Annotated in this window: 15 protein-coding genes; all 15 read left to right on the top strand. The window is 45.3% G+C overall.

All coding sequences use genetic code 11. The annotated features are described in order from the left end of the window. The 15 genes from trmFO (at position 1) to ACRRQV_RS04830 (ending at position 19552) form a co-directional block, all read left to right on the top strand. The gene (gene trmFO / locus ACRRQV_RS04900) at positions 1 to 1311 is read left to right on the top strand and encodes an FADH(2)-oxidizing methylenetetrahydrofolate--tRNA-(uracil(54)-C(5))-methyltransferase TrmFO (RefSeq protein WP_432528278.1); all 1311 of its coding nucleotides are present in this window, start codon (positions 1 to 3) and stop codon (positions 1309 to 1311) included. A 67-nt stretch (positions 1312 to 1378) separates the two neighbouring features. Beyond that, positions 1379 to 2272, top strand: a complete 894-nt coding sequence (xerC, locus tag ACRRQV_RS04895; protein WP_432528276.1) for a tyrosine recombinase XerC — start codon at positions 1379 to 1381, stop codon at positions 2270 to 2272. Between the two features lie 15 nt (positions 2273 to 2287). After that, complete coding sequence (gene hslV, locus ACRRQV_RS04890; protein WP_432528274.1) at positions 2288 to 2836, top strand: ATP-dependent protease subunit HslV; 549 nt, start codon at positions 2288 to 2290, stop codon at positions 2834 to 2836. Then, positions 2833 to 4230 (top strand): HslU--HslV peptidase ATPase subunit, encoded by a 1398-nt coding sequence (gene hslU, locus ACRRQV_RS04885; protein WP_432528272.1) that lies wholly within the window; start codon positions 2833 to 2835, stop codon positions 4228 to 4230. The genes hslV and hslU overlap by 4 nt, the downstream gene beginning before the upstream one ends. An 85-nt stretch (positions 4231 to 4315) precedes the next feature. Then, entirely contained in the window at positions 4316 to 5095 is a 780-nt protein-coding gene (gene codY, locus ACRRQV_RS04880; RefSeq protein ID WP_432528270.1) for a GTP-sensing pleiotropic transcriptional regulator CodY, read from the top strand. Between the two features lie 678 nt (positions 5096 to 5773). Then, positions 5774 to 6490 (top strand): 30S ribosomal protein S2, encoded by a 717-nt coding sequence (gene rpsB, locus ACRRQV_RS04875; RefSeq protein ID WP_432528268.1) that lies wholly within the window; start codon positions 5774 to 5776, stop codon positions 6488 to 6490. Positions 6491 to 6577: 87 nt separating this feature from the next. Beyond that, complete coding sequence (gene tsf / locus ACRRQV_RS04870) at positions 6578 to 7465, top strand: translation elongation factor Ts (RefSeq protein ID WP_432528266.1); 888 nt, start codon at positions 6578 to 6580, stop codon at positions 7463 to 7465. A 74-nt stretch (positions 7466 to 7539) separates the two neighbouring features. Beyond that, positions 7540 to 8265 (top strand): UMP kinase, encoded by a 726-nt coding sequence (pyrH, locus tag ACRRQV_RS04865; RefSeq protein WP_432528264.1) that lies wholly within the window; start codon positions 7540 to 7542, stop codon positions 8263 to 8265. After that, a complete protein-coding gene (gene frr / locus ACRRQV_RS04860; RefSeq protein WP_432528262.1) occupies positions 8265 to 8822 on the top strand; it encodes a ribosome recycling factor in 558 nt (185 codons plus the stop codon). Before pyrH ends, frr begins: the two co-directional genes overlap by 1 nt. Positions 8823 to 8973: 151 nt before the next feature. Next, a complete protein-coding gene (locus ACRRQV_RS04855) occupies positions 8974 to 9765 on the top strand; it encodes an isoprenyl transferase (RefSeq protein WP_432528260.1) in 792 nt (263 codons plus the stop codon). Then, positions 9762 to 10553: a phosphatidate cytidylyltransferase gene (locus ACRRQV_RS04850; RefSeq protein WP_432528258.1), complete on the top strand. Its 792-nt coding sequence runs from the start codon at positions 9762 to 9764 to the stop codon at positions 10551 to 10553. Before ACRRQV_RS04855 ends, ACRRQV_RS04850 begins: the two co-directional genes overlap by 4 nt. 16 nt (positions 10554 to 10569) lie before the next feature. Beyond that, positions 10570 to 11715 (top strand): 1-deoxy-D-xylulose-5-phosphate reductoisomerase, encoded by a 1146-nt coding sequence (gene dxr, locus ACRRQV_RS04845; protein ID WP_432528256.1) that lies wholly within the window; start codon positions 10570 to 10572, stop codon positions 11713 to 11715. A gap of 41 nt (positions 11716 to 11756) precedes the next feature. Further along, positions 11757 to 13016, top strand: a complete 1260-nt coding sequence (rseP, locus tag ACRRQV_RS04840; RefSeq protein ID WP_432528254.1) for an RIP metalloprotease RseP — start codon at positions 11757 to 11759, stop codon at positions 13014 to 13016. A gap of 319 nt (positions 13017 to 13335) precedes the next feature. Next, positions 13336 to 15039, top strand: a complete 1704-nt coding sequence (locus ACRRQV_RS04835; RefSeq protein WP_432528252.1) for a proline--tRNA ligase — start codon at positions 13336 to 13338, stop codon at positions 15037 to 15039. A 205-nt stretch (positions 15040 to 15244) separates the two neighbouring features. Next, positions 15245 to 19552, top strand: a complete 4308-nt coding sequence (locus ACRRQV_RS04830; RefSeq protein ID WP_432528250.1) for a PolC-type DNA polymerase III — start codon at positions 15245 to 15247, stop codon at positions 19550 to 19552. The last annotated feature ends 19 nt before the right edge of the window (positions 19553 to 19571 follow it).

Raw genomic sequence — 19571 nt, 5'->3', positions numbered from 1 at the left:
ATGACGAAATTTGTAAATGTAATCGGAGCAGGACTTGCCGGCAGTGAAGCGGCTTGGCAAATTGCCAAACGCGGTGTTAATGTACGCCTTTATGAAATGCGTCCAGTCAAACAAACTCCCGCTCACCATACGGATAAATTTGCGGAATTGGTATGCAGCAACTCGCTTCGTGCGAATTCGCTGACAAATGCAGTTGGCGTTATCAAAGAAGAAATGCGCCATTTGGATTCGGTGATTATTGAAGCTGCTGACAAAGCGTCTGTTCCTGCAGGGGGAGCTTTAGCGGTTGATCGCCACGAGTTTTCACAAGCGGTAACGGATAAAGTAAGAAATCATCCGCTTGTTGAAGTGATCAATGAAGAAGTGACTGAAATTCCTGAAGGCATCACGATTATCGCAACAGGCCCGTTGACTTCTCCGGCACTTGCCGAAAAAGTGCGCGAGCTGACAGGCGAAGAATATTTGTATTTCTACGATGCGGCAGCACCTATTATTGAAAAAGACAGCATCGATATGGACAAAGTTTATTTAAAGTCCCGTTACGACAAAGGGGAAGCGGCCTACTTGAACTGCCCGATGACGGAAGAAGAATTCCGCCGGTTCCATACAGCGCTTGTTGAAGCGGATGTAGTGCCGTTAAAAGAATTCGAAAAAGAAATTTACTTTGAAGGCTGTATGCCGGTTGAAGTAATGGCAGCGCGAGGCGACAAAACCTTGACATTCGGGCCGATGAAACCGGTTGGTTTGGAAGATCCGAAAACCGGGAAACGTCCTTACGCGGTTGTTCAGCTGCGCCAAGATGATGCAGCTGGCACGCTTTACAACATTGTCGGCTTCCAAACGCACTTGAAATGGGGAGCGCAAAAAGAAGTGCTGCAATTAATACCGGGGCTTGAGAATGTGGAAATCGTCCGCTATGGCGTTATGCATAGAAACACATTCATCAACTCGCCGCGTGTATTAAAACCGACGTACCAACTGAAAGCTGATTCGAATATTTTCTTCGCCGGCCAAATGACAGGCGTTGAAGGCTATGTAGAATCTGCAGGAAGCGGATTGCTCGCAGGCATCAACGCTGCGAAACTGGCGCTTGGCGAAGAACAGGTGGTCTTGCCGGCTGAAACGGCTCTAGGCAGCATGGCTCGCTATATTACAGAAGCAGACAGCAAGAACTTCCAGCCGATGAACGTCAACTTCGGTTTGTTCCCAGATCTTGGCGAACGCATCAAATCGAAACAAGAACGCGCAGAGAAACACGCGAACCGCGCCTTGGAATCAATTCGTAATTATATGAATACAGTAACTGTTTAATTGATAAAAGCCTCTAAATTTTGTTATAATTTAGAGGCTTTTGTATTTGTGGAAAGGTGGACTTGTTATGGAGAAAGAAGAAATGCTTCGATCTTTTATGACGTATATACAACTTGAGAAAAATTATTCCGAACACACCGTCCACCATTATGAACAAGATCTGATGGGGTTTTTTCATTTTCTGGATAAAGAAGGCGTAGAAGACTTGAAGGAAGTCGAATATATCCACGCAAGAAATTACGTGACGGTCCTCTATGATGCTACATTGTCCCGAACGACCATTTCCCGAAAAATTTCGGCGATCCGTTCGTTTTTTCGCTACGGCAACCGAGAATTTGGGTTGAGCGAAGCGGCATTCCGGTCGCTGTACCATCCGAAAAAAGAAGAACGGCTGCCGCAGTTTTTCTATGAAGAAGAACTAGACGTGCTTTTCAAGTCGGTCCAAGGAGAAGACAAACTGTCGATCCGCAATATGGCTCTGTTGGAATTGCTGTATGCGACCGGCATGCGCGTCAGTGAATGCGTGTCCATTCGGATGCACGATCTGGACAGGCGCCTGCAAATCGTCAAAGTCATGGGGAAGGGCCGGAAAGAGCGCTATATTCCCTATGGCCAGTTTGCCCACGATGCGCTGGAACTATATATCGAAGAAGCCCGTCCTAAGTTAATGAAGAATCAAGACCACGACAGTTTGTTCGTCAATAGCAGGGGCGAAGTGCTGACCGACCGAGGAGTCCGCCACATTTTAAACGAATGCATGAAAAAAGCTTCGAGCAATTCGTCGATCTATCCCCATATGATTCGGCACACGTTCGCCACTCATTTACTGAATAACGGAGCGGATATGCGCACCGTCCAAGAACTGTTAGGGCATTCGCATTTAAGCTCGACTCAGGTTTATACACATGTTACAAAAGAACATTTAAGAAAAACGTATTTAAATTCACATCCACGAGCTTAGAAAGGGGATTTTACGATGCACGAGTTTCATGCTACTACGATATTTGCAGTACAACATAATGGCGAATGCGCCATGTCTGGAGACGGGCAAGTAACTTTTGGCAACGCTGTCGTTATGAAGCACACAGCGAGAAAAGTCCGGAAATTATTTAACGGCCAAGTATTGACGGGATTTGCCGGATCCGTGGCTGACGCATTTACCCTTTTTGAAATGTTTGAAGGCAAACTGACCGAATACAACGGCAATCTTCAGCGTGCCGCAGTTGAACTGGCCAAACAATGGCGAGGAGACAAAATGCTTCGCCAACTTGAAGCCATGCTGATTGTGATGAACAAAGATGAATTATTGCTCGTTTCAGGAACCGGCGAAGTGATCGAACCGGATGACGGTATTTTGGCTATTGGTTCAGGCGGCAACTATGCGCTCGCTGCTGGCCGTGCATTGAAAAAATATGCGGGCGACAATATGACCGCTGCCCAAATCGCCCAGTCTGCCCTTGAAACAGCCGCAGATATTTGCGTCTACACCAATCACCAAATCATTCTGGAGGAGCTGCCAAAATGAAAAACCAGTCAGATTTAACGCCAAGACAAATAACTGAACACTTGGACCGCTATATCGTTGGCCAAAAAGATGCAAAACGCTCAATCGCGATTGCGTTGCGCAACCGGTACCGCAGAAGCCAGCTTGAAGAAGAGCTGCGGGACGAAGTAATTCCGAAAAATATATTGATGATCGGGCCGACGGGTGTCGGCAAAACTGAAATTGCCCGCCGGATTGCCCGGCTGACCGGTGCACCTTTTGTCAAAGTCGAAGCGACGAAATTTACCGAAGTGGGTTATGTGGGCCGAGACGTAGAATCCATGATCCGTGATTTGGTGGAAGCGGCCGTAAGAATGGTACGGGAAGAAAAATTCGAAGCTGTGAAAATGCAAGCGGAAATGGCAGCAAATGATCGCATCGTTAAACTCCTTGCTCCATCACTGAAGAAAAAGCAAAATAGCCAAAATCCGTTGGAAATGCTTTTTGGCCAAAAAATGGAACAAGAAGAAGACGACGCGACAGCTGAAGTGGAAGTCCGCGTAAAGCGCAGAGAAATTGCTGCTGATTTGAAAGCGGGCAAGCTGGAGGACGAATGGGTAACGGCAGAAGTTATTGAAAACGCGCCTTCCATGTTTGACGCTTTGCAAGGATCGGGAATGGAACAAATGGGCGCCAATATGCAGGATGCTTTGTCTTCCTTGATGCCGAAGAAAAAGAAAAAGCGCAAGCTGCAAGTAAAAGAAGCCCGGCGCATTTTGACTGCCGAAGAAGCAGCGAAGCTTGTAGACGATGAAGAAGTGGCAACAGAAGCGATACATCGTTCTGAACAGCACGGCATTGTCTTTATTGACGAAATGGATAAAATTGCAAGCAGAAACAATGCCTCTTCTGTAGACGTTTCACGAGAAGGCGTCCAACGGGACATTTTGCCGATAGTTGAAGGATCTACTGTTTCTACGAAATACGGGGCAGTGAAAACTGACTATATGCTATTTGTTGCGGCTGGCGCATTCCACATGTCAAAACCATCGGATTTGATCCCGGAATTGCAAGGGCGTTTCCCAATCCGCGTGGAGTTGCAGAAGCTAGAAGTTGGCGATTTTGTGAAAATTTTGACAGAACCACGGCATTCTTTGTTAAATCAGTACAAAGCGCTTCTCGAAACAGAAGGCGTTGTGGTAAACTTTAATGATGCCGCAATAACTAGACTGGCTGAAATTGCATATGAAGTAAATCAGGATACTGATAACATTGGCGCACGCCGTCTTCATACGATATTGGAACGATTGTTGGAAGATTTGTCTTTCGAAGCATCAGAGATTTCGCCGGCACAAATTGACATAACCCCTCAATATGTGAACGAAAAGCTTGAAAATGTGGCGAAAAACAAGGATTTGTCACAATTTATTTTATAATGTGAGCCAGAATAGTATCATTAAAGAGTAAAAACCTTTAGAATATTGAATAAATACGGTGTAATCATGTAGGAGGTTCATTTAAATGAATTTATTGGAAAAAACAAGACGCATTAACTCAATGCTGCAAGCTGCAGCTGGTAAACCGGTTAACTTTAAAGATATGGCAGAAACGTTGAGCGAAGTTATCGAGTGCAACGCTTTCGTCGTAAGCCGCAAAGGGAAATTGCTTGGATTCGCAATTAACCAGCAAATTGAAAACGAACGCATGAAAGGTATGCTAGAAGAGCGCCAATTCCCGCTTGAGTATACACAGAACTTATCAAATATCAACGAAACATCTGCAAACTTGGATGTTAACAGCGAACACACAATTTTCCCTGTAGAAGAGCGTGAGCTGTTTAAAGAAGCGTTGACAACAATCGTTCCGATCATCGGTGGCGGAGAACGTTTAGGAACACTTCTACTTGGCCGCATTACTGGCGAATTTCACGATGACGATTTGATTCTAGGCGAATACGGTGCAACTGTAGTCGGCATGGAAATCTTGCGCGAAAAAGGCGACCGCATCGAAGAAGAAGCCCGCAGCAAAGCTGTTGTTCAAATGGCGATTTCTTCACTTTCATACAGTGAGTTAGAAGCGATCGAACACATTTTTGAAGAGCTTGACGGCAACGAAGGTTTGCTTGTCGCTTCAAAAATCGCTGACCGCGTCGGCATTACACGTTCTGTAATCGTCAACGCACTTCGCAAACTTGAAAGTGCTGGCGTAATTGAATCACGTTCACTAGGGATGAAAGGGACATACATCAAAGTATTGAACACAAAATTCCTTGCAGAACTAGAACAATTGAAAATGAACTAATCAAAGCCAAGAGGCGCTGGATAAAATCCGGCGTCTTTTTTTTATGGGCTGAGAAAGTAATTAATAGACTCAGACTGCGTTATAAGCGGAGAGGAATAAATTCAACCGGACCGGCCACTGCGCTTTCCATGGGCACAGGCTTAGTCGTTTCACTCGCACCGATCGCTACAGGGTCTGCGGCTCGTGTCGTTTCATTGCTTCCAAAGGAGTCTCCGTGGCCGGACTGATTGGAGTGTCGCTTTCAATTTAAGGCAACATGTTTAGTAAAAGCAATCTCTTTCAGCTAAAAAGGAAAAGCTTGTCCCTTTTTACCCTTTCGACACTAGGATCTGTAGCGAAACCCCGCGGCAAGAGTCCGGATGAAGCGCAGAATCCGGGATCTGCTCACTTACCAAGTACTATTAGTACACTATCGTGCTAAACAATATTTTGTTTTCAAGCTTAAACTCCCGCTGCGTTGCCGGTGGTTATTTTTTGCGGACTATCGTTTAACTGCTGTACGCATTCTAATATTTCTAAGAGAAACTTGTTGCGGCGACAACACATACCGTGTTATAATTTCAAATGGTGTTAAATACACACGCATTTGGATTTGTTCCGCAGGTGCCTTTTGGGGTAACGGTTCAAAGATGAAGGATGCGGAGGAATAAAAAACTAACCTATCAGGAGGAAACACACATGTCAGTAATTTCAATGAAACAATTGCTTGAAGCTGGTGTACACTTTGGACATCAGACTCGCCGTTGGAACCCGAAAATGAAAAAATACATTTTCGTAGAACGTAACGGTATCTACATTATCGATCTTCAAAAAACAGTCCGTAAACTTGAGGAAGCTTATAACTTCATGAAGCAAGTGGGCGAAGAAGGCGGTAAAGTACTTTTCGTTGGTACGAAAAAACAAGCTCAGGACGCGATCAAAGAAGAAGCAGAACGTTCTGGCAACTACTACATCAACCAACGCTGGTTGGGTGGAACACTTACTAACTTCGGCACAATCCAAAAACGTGTGAACCGTTTGAAACAAATTGAGCGCATGGAAGAAGATGGAACTTTTGAAGTTCTACCGAAAAAAGAAGTAGTTCAATTGAAAAAACAACACGAACGCCTTGTTAAATTCCTTGGCGGTATCCGTGATATGAGTTCACTTCCGGACGTAATGTTCGTAGTTGACCCACGCAAAGAACGCATTGCAGTAGCAGAAGCTATGAAATTGAACATTCCGATCGTTGGTATCGTTGATACTAACTGTGATCCAGATGAAATCGATTATGTAATTCCTGCAAACGATGATGCTATCCGCGCGGTTAAACTTTTGACTGGTAAAATGGCTGATGCTTTGCTTGAGTCAAAACCTGAAGAAGACGAAGAAGTAGCAGCAGAATCTGCTGAGTAATTCACAAGTATGACAGGTGATAAGCGGCCAAACCCACTTATCACCTTTTTTTGAGAAGTTTCATACATTTTAAGGAGGAATTTAATCATGGCAGTTACAGCTCAAATGGTAAAAGAATTGCGTGAAAAAACAGGCGCAGGTATGATGGATTGCAAAAAAGCATTAGTGGAAACGAATGGCGATATCGAAGCGGCATTTGATTTCTTGCGCGAAAAAGGCCTTTCAAGCGCTTCTAAAAAAGCTGACCGCATCGCAGCAGACGGAACAACTGCAGTTTTGGTTCAAGGAAATGACGCTGTCATTTACGAAGTAAACGCAGAAACAGATTTCGTAGCGAAAAACGAAGGCTTCCAAACACTTGTAAAAGAATTGGGCGAGCATTTGTTGGCTACTAAACCTGCTACAATTGAAGAAGCAACTGCTTCTACAATGTCAAACGGTTTGTCCGTTTCAGATCACATTTCAAACGCTATTGCTAAAATCGGCGAAAAAATTACATTGCGCCGTTTTGAAATCCGCACAAAATCAGATAACGACGCTTTCGGTCCTTACCTGCACATGGGTGGACGCATTGCAGTTCTAGTTGAACTTGAAAACTCTACAGATTCAGATGCTGCACGCGACATCGCAATGCACATTGCTGCTTTGAACCCTAAATACGTTTCACGCGACGAAGTTTCTGCTGAAGAAGTAGACCGTGAGCGCAAAGTATTGACTGAGCAAGCGTTGAACGAAGGCAAACCTGAAAACATCGTAGCGAAAATGGTTGAAGGCCGTCTAGGCAAATACTTCGAAGACATCTGCTTGTTGGATCAGTCGTTTGTTAAAAACTCTGACCAAAAAGTTCGTGACTTTGCAGCGTCAACTGGTGGAACTGTAAAAGGCTTCACTCGTTACGGAGTAGGCGAAGGTATCGAAAAACGCGTTGATAACTTTGCTGATGAAGTAATGAGCCAAGTTAACAAAGGCAACTAATTTTAATAAGTTTTTCTTAGGGAACACTGAAATGTGTTCCCTATTTTTCAATAAAAGTGTACTGGAGGAGACCGATGAGCGTTCAACAATACAAACGCATTGTACTTAAATTAAGTGGAGAAGCGATGGCAGGAGATAAAGGATTTGGTTTATCTCCCGAAATCATCAAATCAGTAGCAAACCAAGTAAAAGACGTAGTCGAACTCGGCGTAGAAGTGGCTGTAGTGGTCGGCGGCGGAAATATTTGGAGAGGCAAAATCGGTTCGGAAATGGGAATGGATCGTGCCACTGCTGATTACATGGGAATGCTGGCAACTGTCATGAATTCGCTTGCCCTTCAAGATTCATTAGAGAAACAAGGCGTCGAAAGCCGTGTTCTTTCTTCTATTGAAATGCGCCAAGTTGCTGAACCGTATATTCGGAGACGGGCGATACGCCATTTAGAGAAAAAGCGTGTTGTCATTTTTGCGGCAGGTACCGGGAACCCGTACTTCTCAACAGATACAACAGCAGCTTTGCGTGCAGCAGAAATTGAAGCAGACGTTATTTTGATGGCGAAAAACAATGTAGACGGCGTTTATTCGGCTGATCCAAAAACGGATTCAACAGCCGTCAAATACGACGAGCTTTCTTACTTTGATGTGATCCAGCAAGGTCTTCAAGTAATGGATTCTACTGCTTCCACATTATGTATGGACAATGACATTCCGCTCGTAGTATTCTCTATTATGGAAAATGGAAACATAAAACGGGCTGTTCTCGGAGAAAAAATCGGGACAGTAGTGAGGAGAACATTATAATGCCGAAAACTGTGATGAACGATACACAACAGAAAATGAACAATGCGATCCAAGCTTTTTCACGCGACCTTTCTTCAATTCGTGCAGGACGTGCAACTCCAGCAATTTTGGATAAATTGTCCATCGATTATTACGGAGCACCTACTCCAATCAACCAAGTGGCGGGGATTTCGATTCCAGAAGCGCGTTTGATCATGATTCAACCTTATGACAAATCAGTGCTCGGCGATATCGAAAAGGCGATTTTGAAATCCGATCTAGGCTTGAGCCCATCGAACGACGGATCGGTTATCCGCTTGGCAGTTCCTGCTTTGACAGAAGAACGCCGCAAAGATTTGGTGAAACAAGTGAAAAAAGAAGCTGAAGAAGCGAAAGTCGGCGTCCGCAACATTCGCCGCGATGCCAACGATGAATTTAAAAAGCTTCAGAAGAAAAGCGAAATCACTGAAGACGACTTGCGCAACTATTCGGAAGAGGTTCAAAAGCTGACCGACTCCAACATTGCCAAGATTGATGATTTGGCAAAAGTAAAAGAAAAAGAAATTATGGAAGTTTAAGGCGAACTTCATAGAAGGAAAAGCGTCCTGTAAAGCAGGACGCTTTTTCATGCCAAAAATAAAGCCGCTTATGAAAGAAAGAGCATAAAGCTATTTTTTTTGATATGATAAGCAATAGACATGCCGATTTGTAATAGGTGGAGGATAAAATATGTTCAATAAACTATTAAAACGAATGGCCGATACTGCTCCAGGAGACAATGGCCCAATCGTTTCTGCTTCAACTGAAGGAATACCAGCTCATATTGCAATAATCATGGACGGGAATGGGCGATGGGCAAAAAAACGTGCGCTTCCAAGAATCGCAGGCCATCATGAAGGAATGAAAACAGTCCGGAAAATTACGCGCCTTGCAAGTGATTTGGGCGTCAGCGTCTTGACCCTTTATGCGTTTTCAACTGAAAACTGGAAACGCCCGAAAATGGAAGTGGATTTTCTAATGCGCCTTCCCGAGGAGTTTCTATCCACGTTTTTGCCCGAATTGATCGAAGAAAATGTTCGAGTGGAAATGATGGGCTATCATGAAAACTTGCCTTCACATACGCTTGCAGCTGTTCGAAAAGCGAAAGAAGCGACTAAACACAATACCGGCCTTGTTTTAAATTTTGCCTTGAATTACGGCAGCCGCTCAGAAATAGTGGATGCTGTGAAACAAATTGCAGCACAAGTTGCAGATGGCACGTTGGATATTGCCGATATTACCGAAGACCACATAACAGGCGGTTTAATGACAAAAGGCTTGCCTGAACCTGATTTATTGATCCGTACGAGCGGCGAAGTGCGTTTAAGCAATTTCATGCTTTGGCAATTAGCTTATACGGAATTTTGGTTTACCGATACGTTATGGCCAGATTTCAACGAAGCTTCTTTGATTGAAGCGATTGAGGTTTACCAAAAACGCAATCGCAGATACGGCGGCTTGAAAGGAGACGAGGCAAATTGAAACAACGCATAATTACGGGAATCGTTGCTGCAGCTCTTTTTATTCCATTTATAATCATTGGCGGCGTGCCGTTTATTTTATTGATGTATGTTTTAGCTACGGTAGGCTTCCAGGAATTAATGAAAATGAAGGGGCGCAGCATTTGGAGTATTCCCGGATTGATCTCGCTTTTGGCCTTGTATGCATTTATGCTGCCTACGGCGTGGGCCGATCAAATTTTTGAATGGACAGGCTATATCAAAGTGGAATTCGCATTTTTAGCTGTGGTTCTGCTTTTAATACATACGGTAATCGTCAAAAACAATTTCACATTCGACGATGCAGCATTTGCTATCATGAGCACACTTTATGTAGGCATCGGGTTTTATTACCTGATTGAAACCGTTGAAACGGATGTTGCTTTTTTGATTTTTGCTTTCTTGCTTGTTTGGTGCACCGATTCTGGTGCATATTTTACGGGACGCAAGATTGGCAAACGTAAATTGTGGCCGGAAATTTCGCCGAATAAAACCGTAGAAGGCTTTATCGGAGGAATTGTTTGGGCAATTGCCCTAGCACTGATCTTTAATTATTTTGTCGATTTGGGACACCCGATTTGGATCATTATCATTGTAGCGGTTATCGCTTCGGTATTCGGTCAACTTGGGGATTTGGTGGAATCAGCATTAAAACGGCATTTTAATGTGAAAGATTCGGGAAATTTATTGCCTGGCCATGGCGGCATTTTGGATCGCTTTGACAGCATCTTGTTCGTTATGCCGCTACTTCACTTTTTGCATTTCTTATAAGAGAGGGAGCAACTCAATGACTAAACGAATCGTTTTGCTTGGCGCCACAGGTTCAATTGGCGTGCAAACAGCAGATATTATACGTGAGCACCACGAAGAATTTAAATTGGTAGGCTTTTCTGCCGGGAAGAACATGGATATTACGAGACAATTCATCAAGGAATTCGGTCCTGAAATTGTCTGTGTACAGCGGCAAGAAGACGCTGCAGCGCTTAAAGCCGAATATCCAAAAACTGCGTTTGTTTTTGGCGGCGATGGGCTGATCGAAACCGCCACATTTGATGCAGATGTTTTGGTCAATGCCGTCATTGGAAGCGTCGGTTTAGAGCCAACTCTAGAAGCAATCAAGCTTGGGCGCATCATTGCCATTGCCAACAAAGAAACCTTGGTGACGGCGGGGCACTTAGTCATGGACAGCGCGAAACAATACGGAGCGGCCGTTTTACCGGTCGACAGCGAGCACTCGGCGTTGTTCCAAGCATTGAACGGCGAGAAACGCGATCAGGCTAGCCGTTTGATATTGACGGCTTCGGGCGGCAGTTTCCGTGACCGGACACGTGCAGATTTGGAAAACGTCACCGTCCAAGATGCTTTGAATCATCCAAACTGGTCAATGGGATCAAAAATCACCATCGATTCCGCGACGATGATTAATAAAGGCTTAGAAGTGATCGAAGCGCATATTTTATTCGATTTTGCATACGAAGATATTGATGTGCTGCTGCACCGGGAAAGCATCATCCATTCGATGGTCGAATTCCAAGACACCAGCGTCATCGCCCAACTTGGAACGCCGGATATGCGCGTGCCGATCCAATATGCACTTTCTTATCCGGATCGTTTGCCGCGTCCGTCCGCTAAACGGTTGAATTTGGCGGAAATCGGCAAATTGCATTTCCAAGCAATGGACTATGAACGGTTCCGCGCGTTAAAGCTGGCATTTGAAGCCGGCAAAGCAGGCGGCACAATGACAACGGTGTTAAACGCTGCGAATGAACAAGCCGTCGCAATGTTTTTGAACGAACAAATCAAGTTTTTGCAAATTGAAGAAATGATTGAGCGTGCTATGGACGAACATCAAATTATCTTATCCCCCGACCTAGAAACAATTCTACATGTGGACTCGGAAACAAGAAAATCTGTTGAAAACATGGTAAAATAACTAAAGATTAAAACCGAAAAGGTTTATAAGGATGGGTTTAAATGGAAACAGTTATCGCGTTTATCATCATTTTCGGTGCTTTAGTATTTTTCCATGAACTGGGCCATTTTCTTTTTGCAAAGCGCGCAGGCATTCTCGTCCGAGAGTTTGCGATTGGGATGGGACCGAAAATTCTCGGCATTACAAAAGGTGAGACGATTTATACATTGCGATTATTGCCGGTAGGCGGCTATGTCCGCATGGCTGGTGAAGATTTGGATACGATTCATATTCAAGCAGGGCACCGCGTTGGCATTTTGCTGAACAAAGAGGGTCTTGCTGAAAAAGTGATTATGAACCAAAAAACGATGTATCCGGAAATTCTGTTTTTGGAAGTAGAAGAAGCGGACTTGGATAAAGAATTATTCATTAAAGGCTATGATGAAGATGAGAAACTTGTCCGAATCAATGTTGCCCGCGATGCCGTAATCGAAGAAAATGGCAAAGAAACGATTCTTGCGCCATTTGACCGCCAGTTTGATTCGAAACACGTCGGCCATCGGTTTATGACCATTTTGGCAGGCCCATTGTTCAATTTTATCTTAGCGTTTTTCATCTTTACGGCACTTGGATTGATGCAAGGAATTCCAACCAACGAACCGGTTGTCACTGAAGTAACGGAAGAAAGCCCAGCTGCGGAAGCGGGCATGCAAAACGGTGACTTGGTAACGGCGATTGATGGAAAATCGATCGGCTCGTGGGACGAACTGGTCAATACTGTACAAGTCAATGCTGGAACCCCGCTTGAATTTAATGTAGAACGCGGCGGCGAAGAGCTCGATTTGACAATCACTCCGGAAGTATCTGAAGAATCTCCTGAAAAAGTCGGTGTCATTGGCGTTCTTTATAAGAGCCCGGTGGAGAAAAACTTCTTTGGCTCGTTTGCATACGGTGCGGAACAAACCGTGTTCTGGTTTAAGGAAATCTTCCGGCTGCTCGGCATGCTCGTGACAGGCCAATTTACAATTGATGCTTTGTCCGGTCCGGTCGGCATTTACAAAACCACGGAAGAAGTTGCAAAATACGGCGTTTATACGCTCATGAGCTGGGCGGGCATGCTCAGCATCAACTTGGGGATCATGAATCTATTGCCGCTGCCAGCATTAGATGGCGGCAGATTGATGTTCTTTATCTTGGAAGCAGTCCGCGGCAAGCCGGTGGACCGCCAAAAAGAAGGGATGGTCCATTTTGTCGGGATCATGCTTTTGATGCTCCTCATGATCGTCGTCACCTGGAACGATATCCAGCGATTCTTTTTCTGATTTGATAGTGCAGCGATTTTCGTTTTAGGCGGACGCTTTCCACTTCAATCGATAATTTTTTAATAAAGCAATTTTTAGAGTTTTATTATGAGTACTATTAACTTGATATGAAGCAAAACAGCGGAGAAAACCATACTGTTTCTGCATCGCTTCGCTGCTTCGTCGAAAAGGCTTGGCCTTGCAAGCTACGGCCAATGTCTTTCCTGCGGGATTTCGGCGCAAGCCCGCGGAAAGCGTAGCTGTTTTGCTGAATATCATTACTACTATCTTACATAACTTTCCCCACAAAAATTAATAGTCAGTTGAGGTGTATTTTGGAATGAAACAAACAGCAACGTTTATCCCAACATTACGTGAAACGCCAGCGGATGCGGAAGTGAAATCGCACCAGTTATTATTGCGGGCAGGGTTTATCCGCCAAAACACGAGCGGCATTTATTCGTTCTTGCCGCTTGGAAAACGCGTTCTGCAGAAAGTGGAAACGATCATCCGTGAAGAAATGGAAGCGGCAAACAGCGTGGAAGTTTTCATGCCAGCCCTTCAGCAAGCAGAACTTTGGCAAGAATCGGGCCGTTGGTATTCGTACGGCGATGAATTAATGCGCCTAACAGACCGCAATGACCGTGAATTTGCATTGGGTGCTACGCATGAAGAAGTCATTACGAGCTTGCTTCGCGATGAAATCAAATCGTACAAAAAGCTGCCATTAAACTTGTTCCAAATCCAATCAAAATTTAGAGACGAAAAACGCCCGCGTTTTGGTTTATTGCGCGGCCGCGAGTTTTTGATGAAAGATGCGTATTCGTTCCATGCTACAGCTGAAAGCTTGGATGAAACATATGAAGTGATGAAACAAGCGTATACGAATATCTTTACTCGCCTTGGCCTTGATTTTCGTGCGGTTATAGCGGATTCTGGTGCAATCGGCGGCAAAGACAACCATGAGTTTATGGTGTTATCGGAAATTGGAGAAGATACGATCGCTTATTCCGATAGCTCGTCTTATGCGGCGAACATCGAAATGGCTGCGGTCAATGTGTCGTATCCTGTTTCTGATGAAACGCCTGGAACTTTGGAAAAAGTGGAGACACCCAACCAGAAGACAATCGCTGAAGTAGCAGAGTTTTTGAATACGGCTGCAGAAAAATGCATCAAAACCTTGGTGTTCAAAGCGGACGACGAATTGGTCGTGGTGTTGACGCGAGGCGACCATGAAATCAACGATGTAAAAGTTAAGCACGCAACTGGCGCAAAAGTGGTGGAAATGGCCGCTCCTGAAGAAGTGCAGCAATTGCTGAATTGTGAAATTGGTTCACTGGGCCCGGTCAGTTTGCCGGAAAGCGTCCGTGTTTTTGCCGACCATGCAGTTGAAAGCATCGTCAACGGCGTAACGGGAGCCAACGAAAACGGCATCCATTATGTGAACGTCAATCCTGGAAGAGATTTCGCAGTTACTGCTTACGCAGACCTTCGCTTTATCAAAGAAGGCGACCCGTCACCAGACGGCGAAGGGACGATTTTGTTTGCCAAAGGAATTGAAGTCGGCCACATTTTTAAATTGGGCACGACATACAGCGTTCCGTTAAAAGGCACGTTCCTGAATGATCAAGGCAAATCGATGCCGTATATTATGGGATGCTACGGAATCGGCGTTTCGCGCGTTTTGGCTGCCGTTGCCGAACAGTTCCAAGACGAAGATGGATTCACCTGGCCAACTGCTGTTGCGCCTTATGAAGTGCACGTGGTTCCGGTCAACATGAAAGATGTGGAACAGCGTGAACTGGGTGAGGAATTATACGCATTGCTAAAAGCCAACCGTTTTGAAGTTCTTTTGGACGACCGTAAAGAACGGGCAGGCGTTAAATTTGCCGATGCCGATTTGATTGGATTGCCGATTCGCATCACGGTCGGGAAAAAAGCGTCCGAAGGAATTTTTGAAGTGAAAAATCGCCAGACGGGCGAGACGTTTGAATGGAACCGGGACGATGTGCTTGAGAATTTGAAGCAAATCTTTCAAAACTAATCATCAAATCTGATATGATATAGAGAAACTTCCTCCGGAAGGAATTCATCCCTTCCGGAGGTTAGTTGATCCTATCGGGTTTTTAGGGTCAGTTGATTCCCACTTTTCAAAGTGGGAATTTTACTGGCCGTTAAAACGGGATAAAAAGGAAAGTACTCCTGTACTTTCCTTTCTTTTTCTTAAATCTGTAACGAAGGGGATTATTATGACAAACCAGCAAGATTCTAAGATGCGATTCAAACTCCTTCTTCAGCATCTCGACTTAACGGACGATGTTCATATGCCCTTTTTCGAAGAGGCTGAACTGACACGGATGACCGTCCACAAAAAAGAGCGGTCGTGGCGTTTTATCGTTAAACTCAAACAAGTGCTTCCACTGCAATTATATCTTTTGTTAAAAGAGCGGCTTCACGCCACTTTTTCTCCTATTGCTTCTGTCCGCTTGATTATCGAGTGCAAAGAAGAAGCGGCGAATAACCAGTTGATTCTCGATTATTGGAAATATGCAGTAGATGAATTAGCGGACGTGGCACCGCCGCTTAGGGAATGCTTATTGTCCCAAATGCCTGAATGGAGCGGCAGCAAGCTCATCATAAAATGCGGCCATGAACACGAAATGATGGCCCTTAAATCCAAATACAGCGACAAGCTGGCTGCAGTTTATCAGCAATTCGGCTTTCCAAGAATCGCGATTGACTTCTTGTTGTCTGCAGAAAACCAGGAAGAGGCGCATCAGGCCTTTATGGAAGAACGCCGCATCCAAGAAGAAGAAATGGCGAAAAGAGCGCTTGCCGATATGAAAAAGCGGGAAACCGACCGCAAAGAAAATGGCGCACCGGTTGGTCCGTTCCAAATGGGAATTGCCATCAAGCCGGATGAAAAGGTTCTCGAAATCAAATCGATTGTCGATGAAGAACGCCGGGTGACGATTGAAGGCTATGTCTTCGATGTGGATGTACGAGAACTTCGAAGCGGCCGGTCGCTGCTGACGGTCAAAATAACCGATTATACCGATTCCCTTCTCGTGAAAATGTTCTCACGCGACAAAGAAGACGCCGAGCTGATGGCAAACGTCAAAAAAGGCATGTGGCTAAAAGCCCGGGGCTCGATCCAAATGGATACATTCGTACGGGATCTTGTTATGATGGCGCAAGACATGGCCGAAATCAAACCGGAACTCCGCAGAGATACCGCCGAAGAAAAACGCGTCGAACTGCATTTGCATACTCCGATGAGTGCGATGGATGCCGTTTCTTCTGTGGATTCGCTTGTTGCCCAAGCGGCAAAATGGGGGCACCCGGCAATTGCCATCACGGATCACGCAGGTGTTCAAGCGTTTCCGGATGCTTATGCTGCAAGCAAAAAGCACGGCATCAAAGCGATTTTCGGCTTGGAAGCCAATTTAGTGGACGACGGTGTGCCGATTGCATTTGAAGAACGACATGCATTATTGGAAGATGAAACGTTCGTCGTCTTTGACTTGGAGACGACTGGCCTATCCGCCGTTTATGACACCATTATTGAACTTGCTGCCGTTAAAATCAAAGGCGGGCAAATTATCGATAAGTTTGAGAGCTTTGCCAATCCTCACCATCCGTTGTCTTCAACGACGATCGAATTGACAGGGATTACCGATGACATGGTGAAAAATGCGCCGGAAGTGGAAGAAGTGATCCGCAACTACCACGAATGGGCAGGCGACCACATCATGGTAGCCCACAACGCTTCATTTGATATGGGCTTTTTATACGTAAGCTATAAAAAATTCGGCATTGACAAGAAACATGCCACAATCGATACGCTCGAACTTGCACGGATGCTTCATCCGGAATTGAAAAACCACCGCCTCAATACATTGGCGAAAAAATTTGGCATCGAATTGACCCAGCATCACCGAGCAATCTATGATACCGAAGCGACATCTTATTTATTGGTGCATTTATTAAAAGAAGCGCACCAAAAAGGCATTTTGTACCACGATCAAATCAACGACCACGTCGGAAGCGGCGACTCGTATAAGCGGGCGCGTCCAACGCATTGTACATTGCTTGCGCAAAATGACGAAGGCTTGAAAAACTTATTCAAACTCGTGTCTGCTTCGCATATCGATTATTTTTACCGGGTTCCCCGCATTCCGCGCTCTTTGCTGATGCGCCATCGGGGCGGCTTACTGGTCGGATCGGGCTGCGACAAAGGCGAAGTGTTCGAAGCCGTTATGCAAAAATCAATGGAAGAAGTAGAGCGCGTAGCCGAGTTTTACGATTACTTGGAAGTGCACCCGAAAGAAGTGTATTCACATTTGATCGAGCGGGAACTAATACGGGATGAATGGAACTTGGAAGACGTCATCCGGAAACTGGTCAAAGTGAGCCGCAAATTGAACAAACCGCTTGTCGCTACCGGGAACGTCCATTACCTGGATGAAAACGACGCAATTTACCGCCAAGTGCTCATCGGTTCTCAAGGCGGCGCGAATCCGTTGAACCGCAACAAGCTGCCAAAAGTCCATTTCCGGACGACGAATGAAATGCTTGATGCGTTTGATTTTTTAGGAGCGGAAACGGCGCATGAAATCGTGGTGGAAAACTCCAATAAAGTATCCGAAATGATTGAAACCGTCAAACCGATCAAAGACGATTTGTACACGCCGAAAATCGAAGGCGCGGATGAAGAAGTTCGAGAACTCAGCTACACTATGGCGCATAAAATCTATGGCGAGCACCTGCCTGAAATTGTCGAAGCGCGGATTGAGAAAGAATTGAAATCCATTATTGGCCATGGGTTTGCCGTTATTTATTTGATTTCGCATAAACTGGTGAAAAAATCTTTGGATGATGGCTATTTGGTTGGTTCACGGGGGTCGGTCGGTTCGTCGCTTGTTGCGACACTCACGGAAATCACGGAAGTCAATCCATTGCCGCCGCATTACATTTGCCCGCAATGCCAGAAATCCGAATTTTTCGATGACGGTTCTGTCGGCTCCGGGTTCGATTTAAAAGATAAAAATTGCCCGGATTGCGACATTCCGTACCAAAAAGAAGGACAAGACATTCCGTTTGAAACGTTCCTAGGATTTAAAGGGGATAAAGTTCCCGATATCGATTTGAACTTTAGTGGAGAATACCAAGCGAAAGCCCATAACTACACGAAAGAACTGTTCGGCGAAGACAATGTATTCCGTGCAGGGACGATTGGAACGGTTGCTGAGAAAACCGCTTATGGCTACGTGCGCGGATACGCCAATGACCACAACATGACGTTCCGCGGAGCTGAAATTGACCGGTTGGTGCAAGGCTGTTCCGGCGTTAAACGAAGCACCGGACAGCACCCGGGCGGCATTATCGTTGTTCCGGACTATATGGACATCTACGATTTCTCACCGATTCAGTTTCCGGCCGATGCGCAGGATTCCGAGTGGAAGACGACACATTTTGACTTCCATTCGATCCATGATAATTTGCTGAAGCTTGATATTCTCGGGCACGATGATCCGACGGTGATTCGCATGCTTCAGGATTTATCGGGCATTGATCCAAAGACGATTCCAACAGATGACCCGGAAGTGATGAAAATCTTTTCTGGCACAGAATCACTTGGCGTGACGGAAAAGCAGATCGGCTGTAAAACTGGAACGCTTGGCATTCCAGAATTCGGTACGCGCTTTGTGCGGCAAATGCTTGAAGAAACCAAACCGACAACATTTTCAGAACTTGTCCAAATTTCTGGTTTGTCCCACGGCACAGACGTTTGGTTGAGCAACGCCCAAGAATTGATTCAAAACGGCACTTGCCAACTGTCCGATGTAATCGGCTGCCGGGATGACATCATGGTTTACTTGATTTACCAGGGGTTGGAATCTTCGCTGGCGTTTAAAATTATGGAATCGGTCCGAAAAGGAAAAGGGCTGACACCTGAAATGGAAGAAGCGATGAAAAAAGAAGGCGTTCCGAACTGGTACATTGAATCGTGCAAAAAGATCAAGTATATGTTCCCGAAAGCCCATGCTGCTGCCTACGTATTAATGGCGGTCCGCATCGCTTACTTTAAAGTGCATTTCCCGATTCTTTATTACGCAGCTTATTTTACAGTCCGTGCAGAAGATTTCGACGTTAACGCAATGGCCAAAGGTTCACATTCCATAAAGGCCAAAATTGATGAAATCAATGCCAAAGGACTGGAAGCTTCCACAAAAGAGAAAAACTTATTGACCGTTATGGAATTGGCTTTGGAAATGGTGGAGCGCGGCTACAGTTTCCAGAAAGTCGACTTGTACAAGTCGTCTGCTGATGAATTCATCATCGAAGGCAACACATTGATCCCGCCGTTCAATGCCATTCCGGGTCTCGGCACGAACGCGGCCAAATCGATCGTTGCTGCACGCGAACTCGGCACGTTCTTGTCGAAGGAAGACCTTCAGCAGCGCGGCCGCGTGTCCAAGACGATTATTGAATACATGGATGACCACGGCTGCCTAGAAGGCATGCCGGATGCCAACCAGTTGTCTTTGTTCTAGTAAGTTGCATGGCACTGCC

The organism is Planococcus sp. YIM B11945 (assembly GCF_050864155.1).
GTDB lineage: Bacteria > Bacillota > Bacilli > Bacillales_A > Planococcaceae > Planococcus.
This window is presented reverse-complemented; position numbering and strand designations above follow the sequence as displayed.

Excerpts from the sequence above, each read along its gene's own strand:
- trmFO (WP_432528278.1), top strand. The coding sequence starts at position 1 with ATGACGAAATTTGTAAATGTAATCGGAGCAGGACTTGCCGGCAGTGAA.
- xerC (WP_432528276.1), top strand. The coding sequence starts at position 1,379 with ATGGAGAAAGAAGAAATGCTTCGATCTTTTATGACGTATATACAACTT.
- hslV (WP_432528274.1), top strand. The coding sequence starts at position 2,288 with ATGCACGAGTTTCATGCTACTACGATATTTGCAGTACAACATAATGGC.
- hslU (WP_432528272.1), top strand. The coding sequence starts at position 2,833 with ATGAAAAACCAGTCAGATTTAACGCCAAGACAAATAACTGAACACTTG.
- codY (WP_432528270.1), top strand. The coding sequence starts at position 4,316 with ATGAATTTATTGGAAAAAACAAGACGCATTAACTCAATGCTGCAAGCT.
- rpsB (WP_432528268.1), top strand. The coding sequence starts at position 5,774 with ATGTCAGTAATTTCAATGAAACAATTGCTTGAAGCTGGTGTACACTTT.
- tsf (WP_432528266.1), top strand. The coding sequence starts at position 6,578 with ATGGCAGTTACAGCTCAAATGGTAAAAGAATTGCGTGAAAAAACAGGC.
- pyrH (WP_432528264.1), top strand. The coding sequence starts at position 7,540 with ATGAGCGTTCAACAATACAAACGCATTGTACTTAAATTAAGTGGAGAA.
- frr (WP_432528262.1), top strand. The coding sequence starts at position 8,265 with ATGCCGAAAACTGTGATGAACGATACACAACAGAAAATGAACAATGCG.
- ACRRQV_RS04855 (WP_432528260.1), top strand. The coding sequence starts at position 8,974 with ATGTTCAATAAACTATTAAAACGAATGGCCGATACTGCTCCAGGAGAC.
- dxr (WP_432528256.1), top strand. The coding sequence starts at position 10,570 with ATGACTAAACGAATCGTTTTGCTTGGCGCCACAGGTTCAATTGGCGTG.
- rseP (WP_432528254.1), top strand. The coding sequence starts at position 11,757 with ATGGAAACAGTTATCGCGTTTATCATCATTTTCGGTGCTTTAGTATTT.
- ACRRQV_RS04835 (WP_432528252.1), top strand. The coding sequence starts at position 13,336 with ATGAAACAAACAGCAACGTTTATCCCAACATTACGTGAAACGCCAGCG.
- ACRRQV_RS04830 (WP_432528250.1), top strand. The coding sequence starts at position 15,245 with ATGACAAACCAGCAAGATTCTAAGATGCGATTCAAACTCCTTCTTCAG.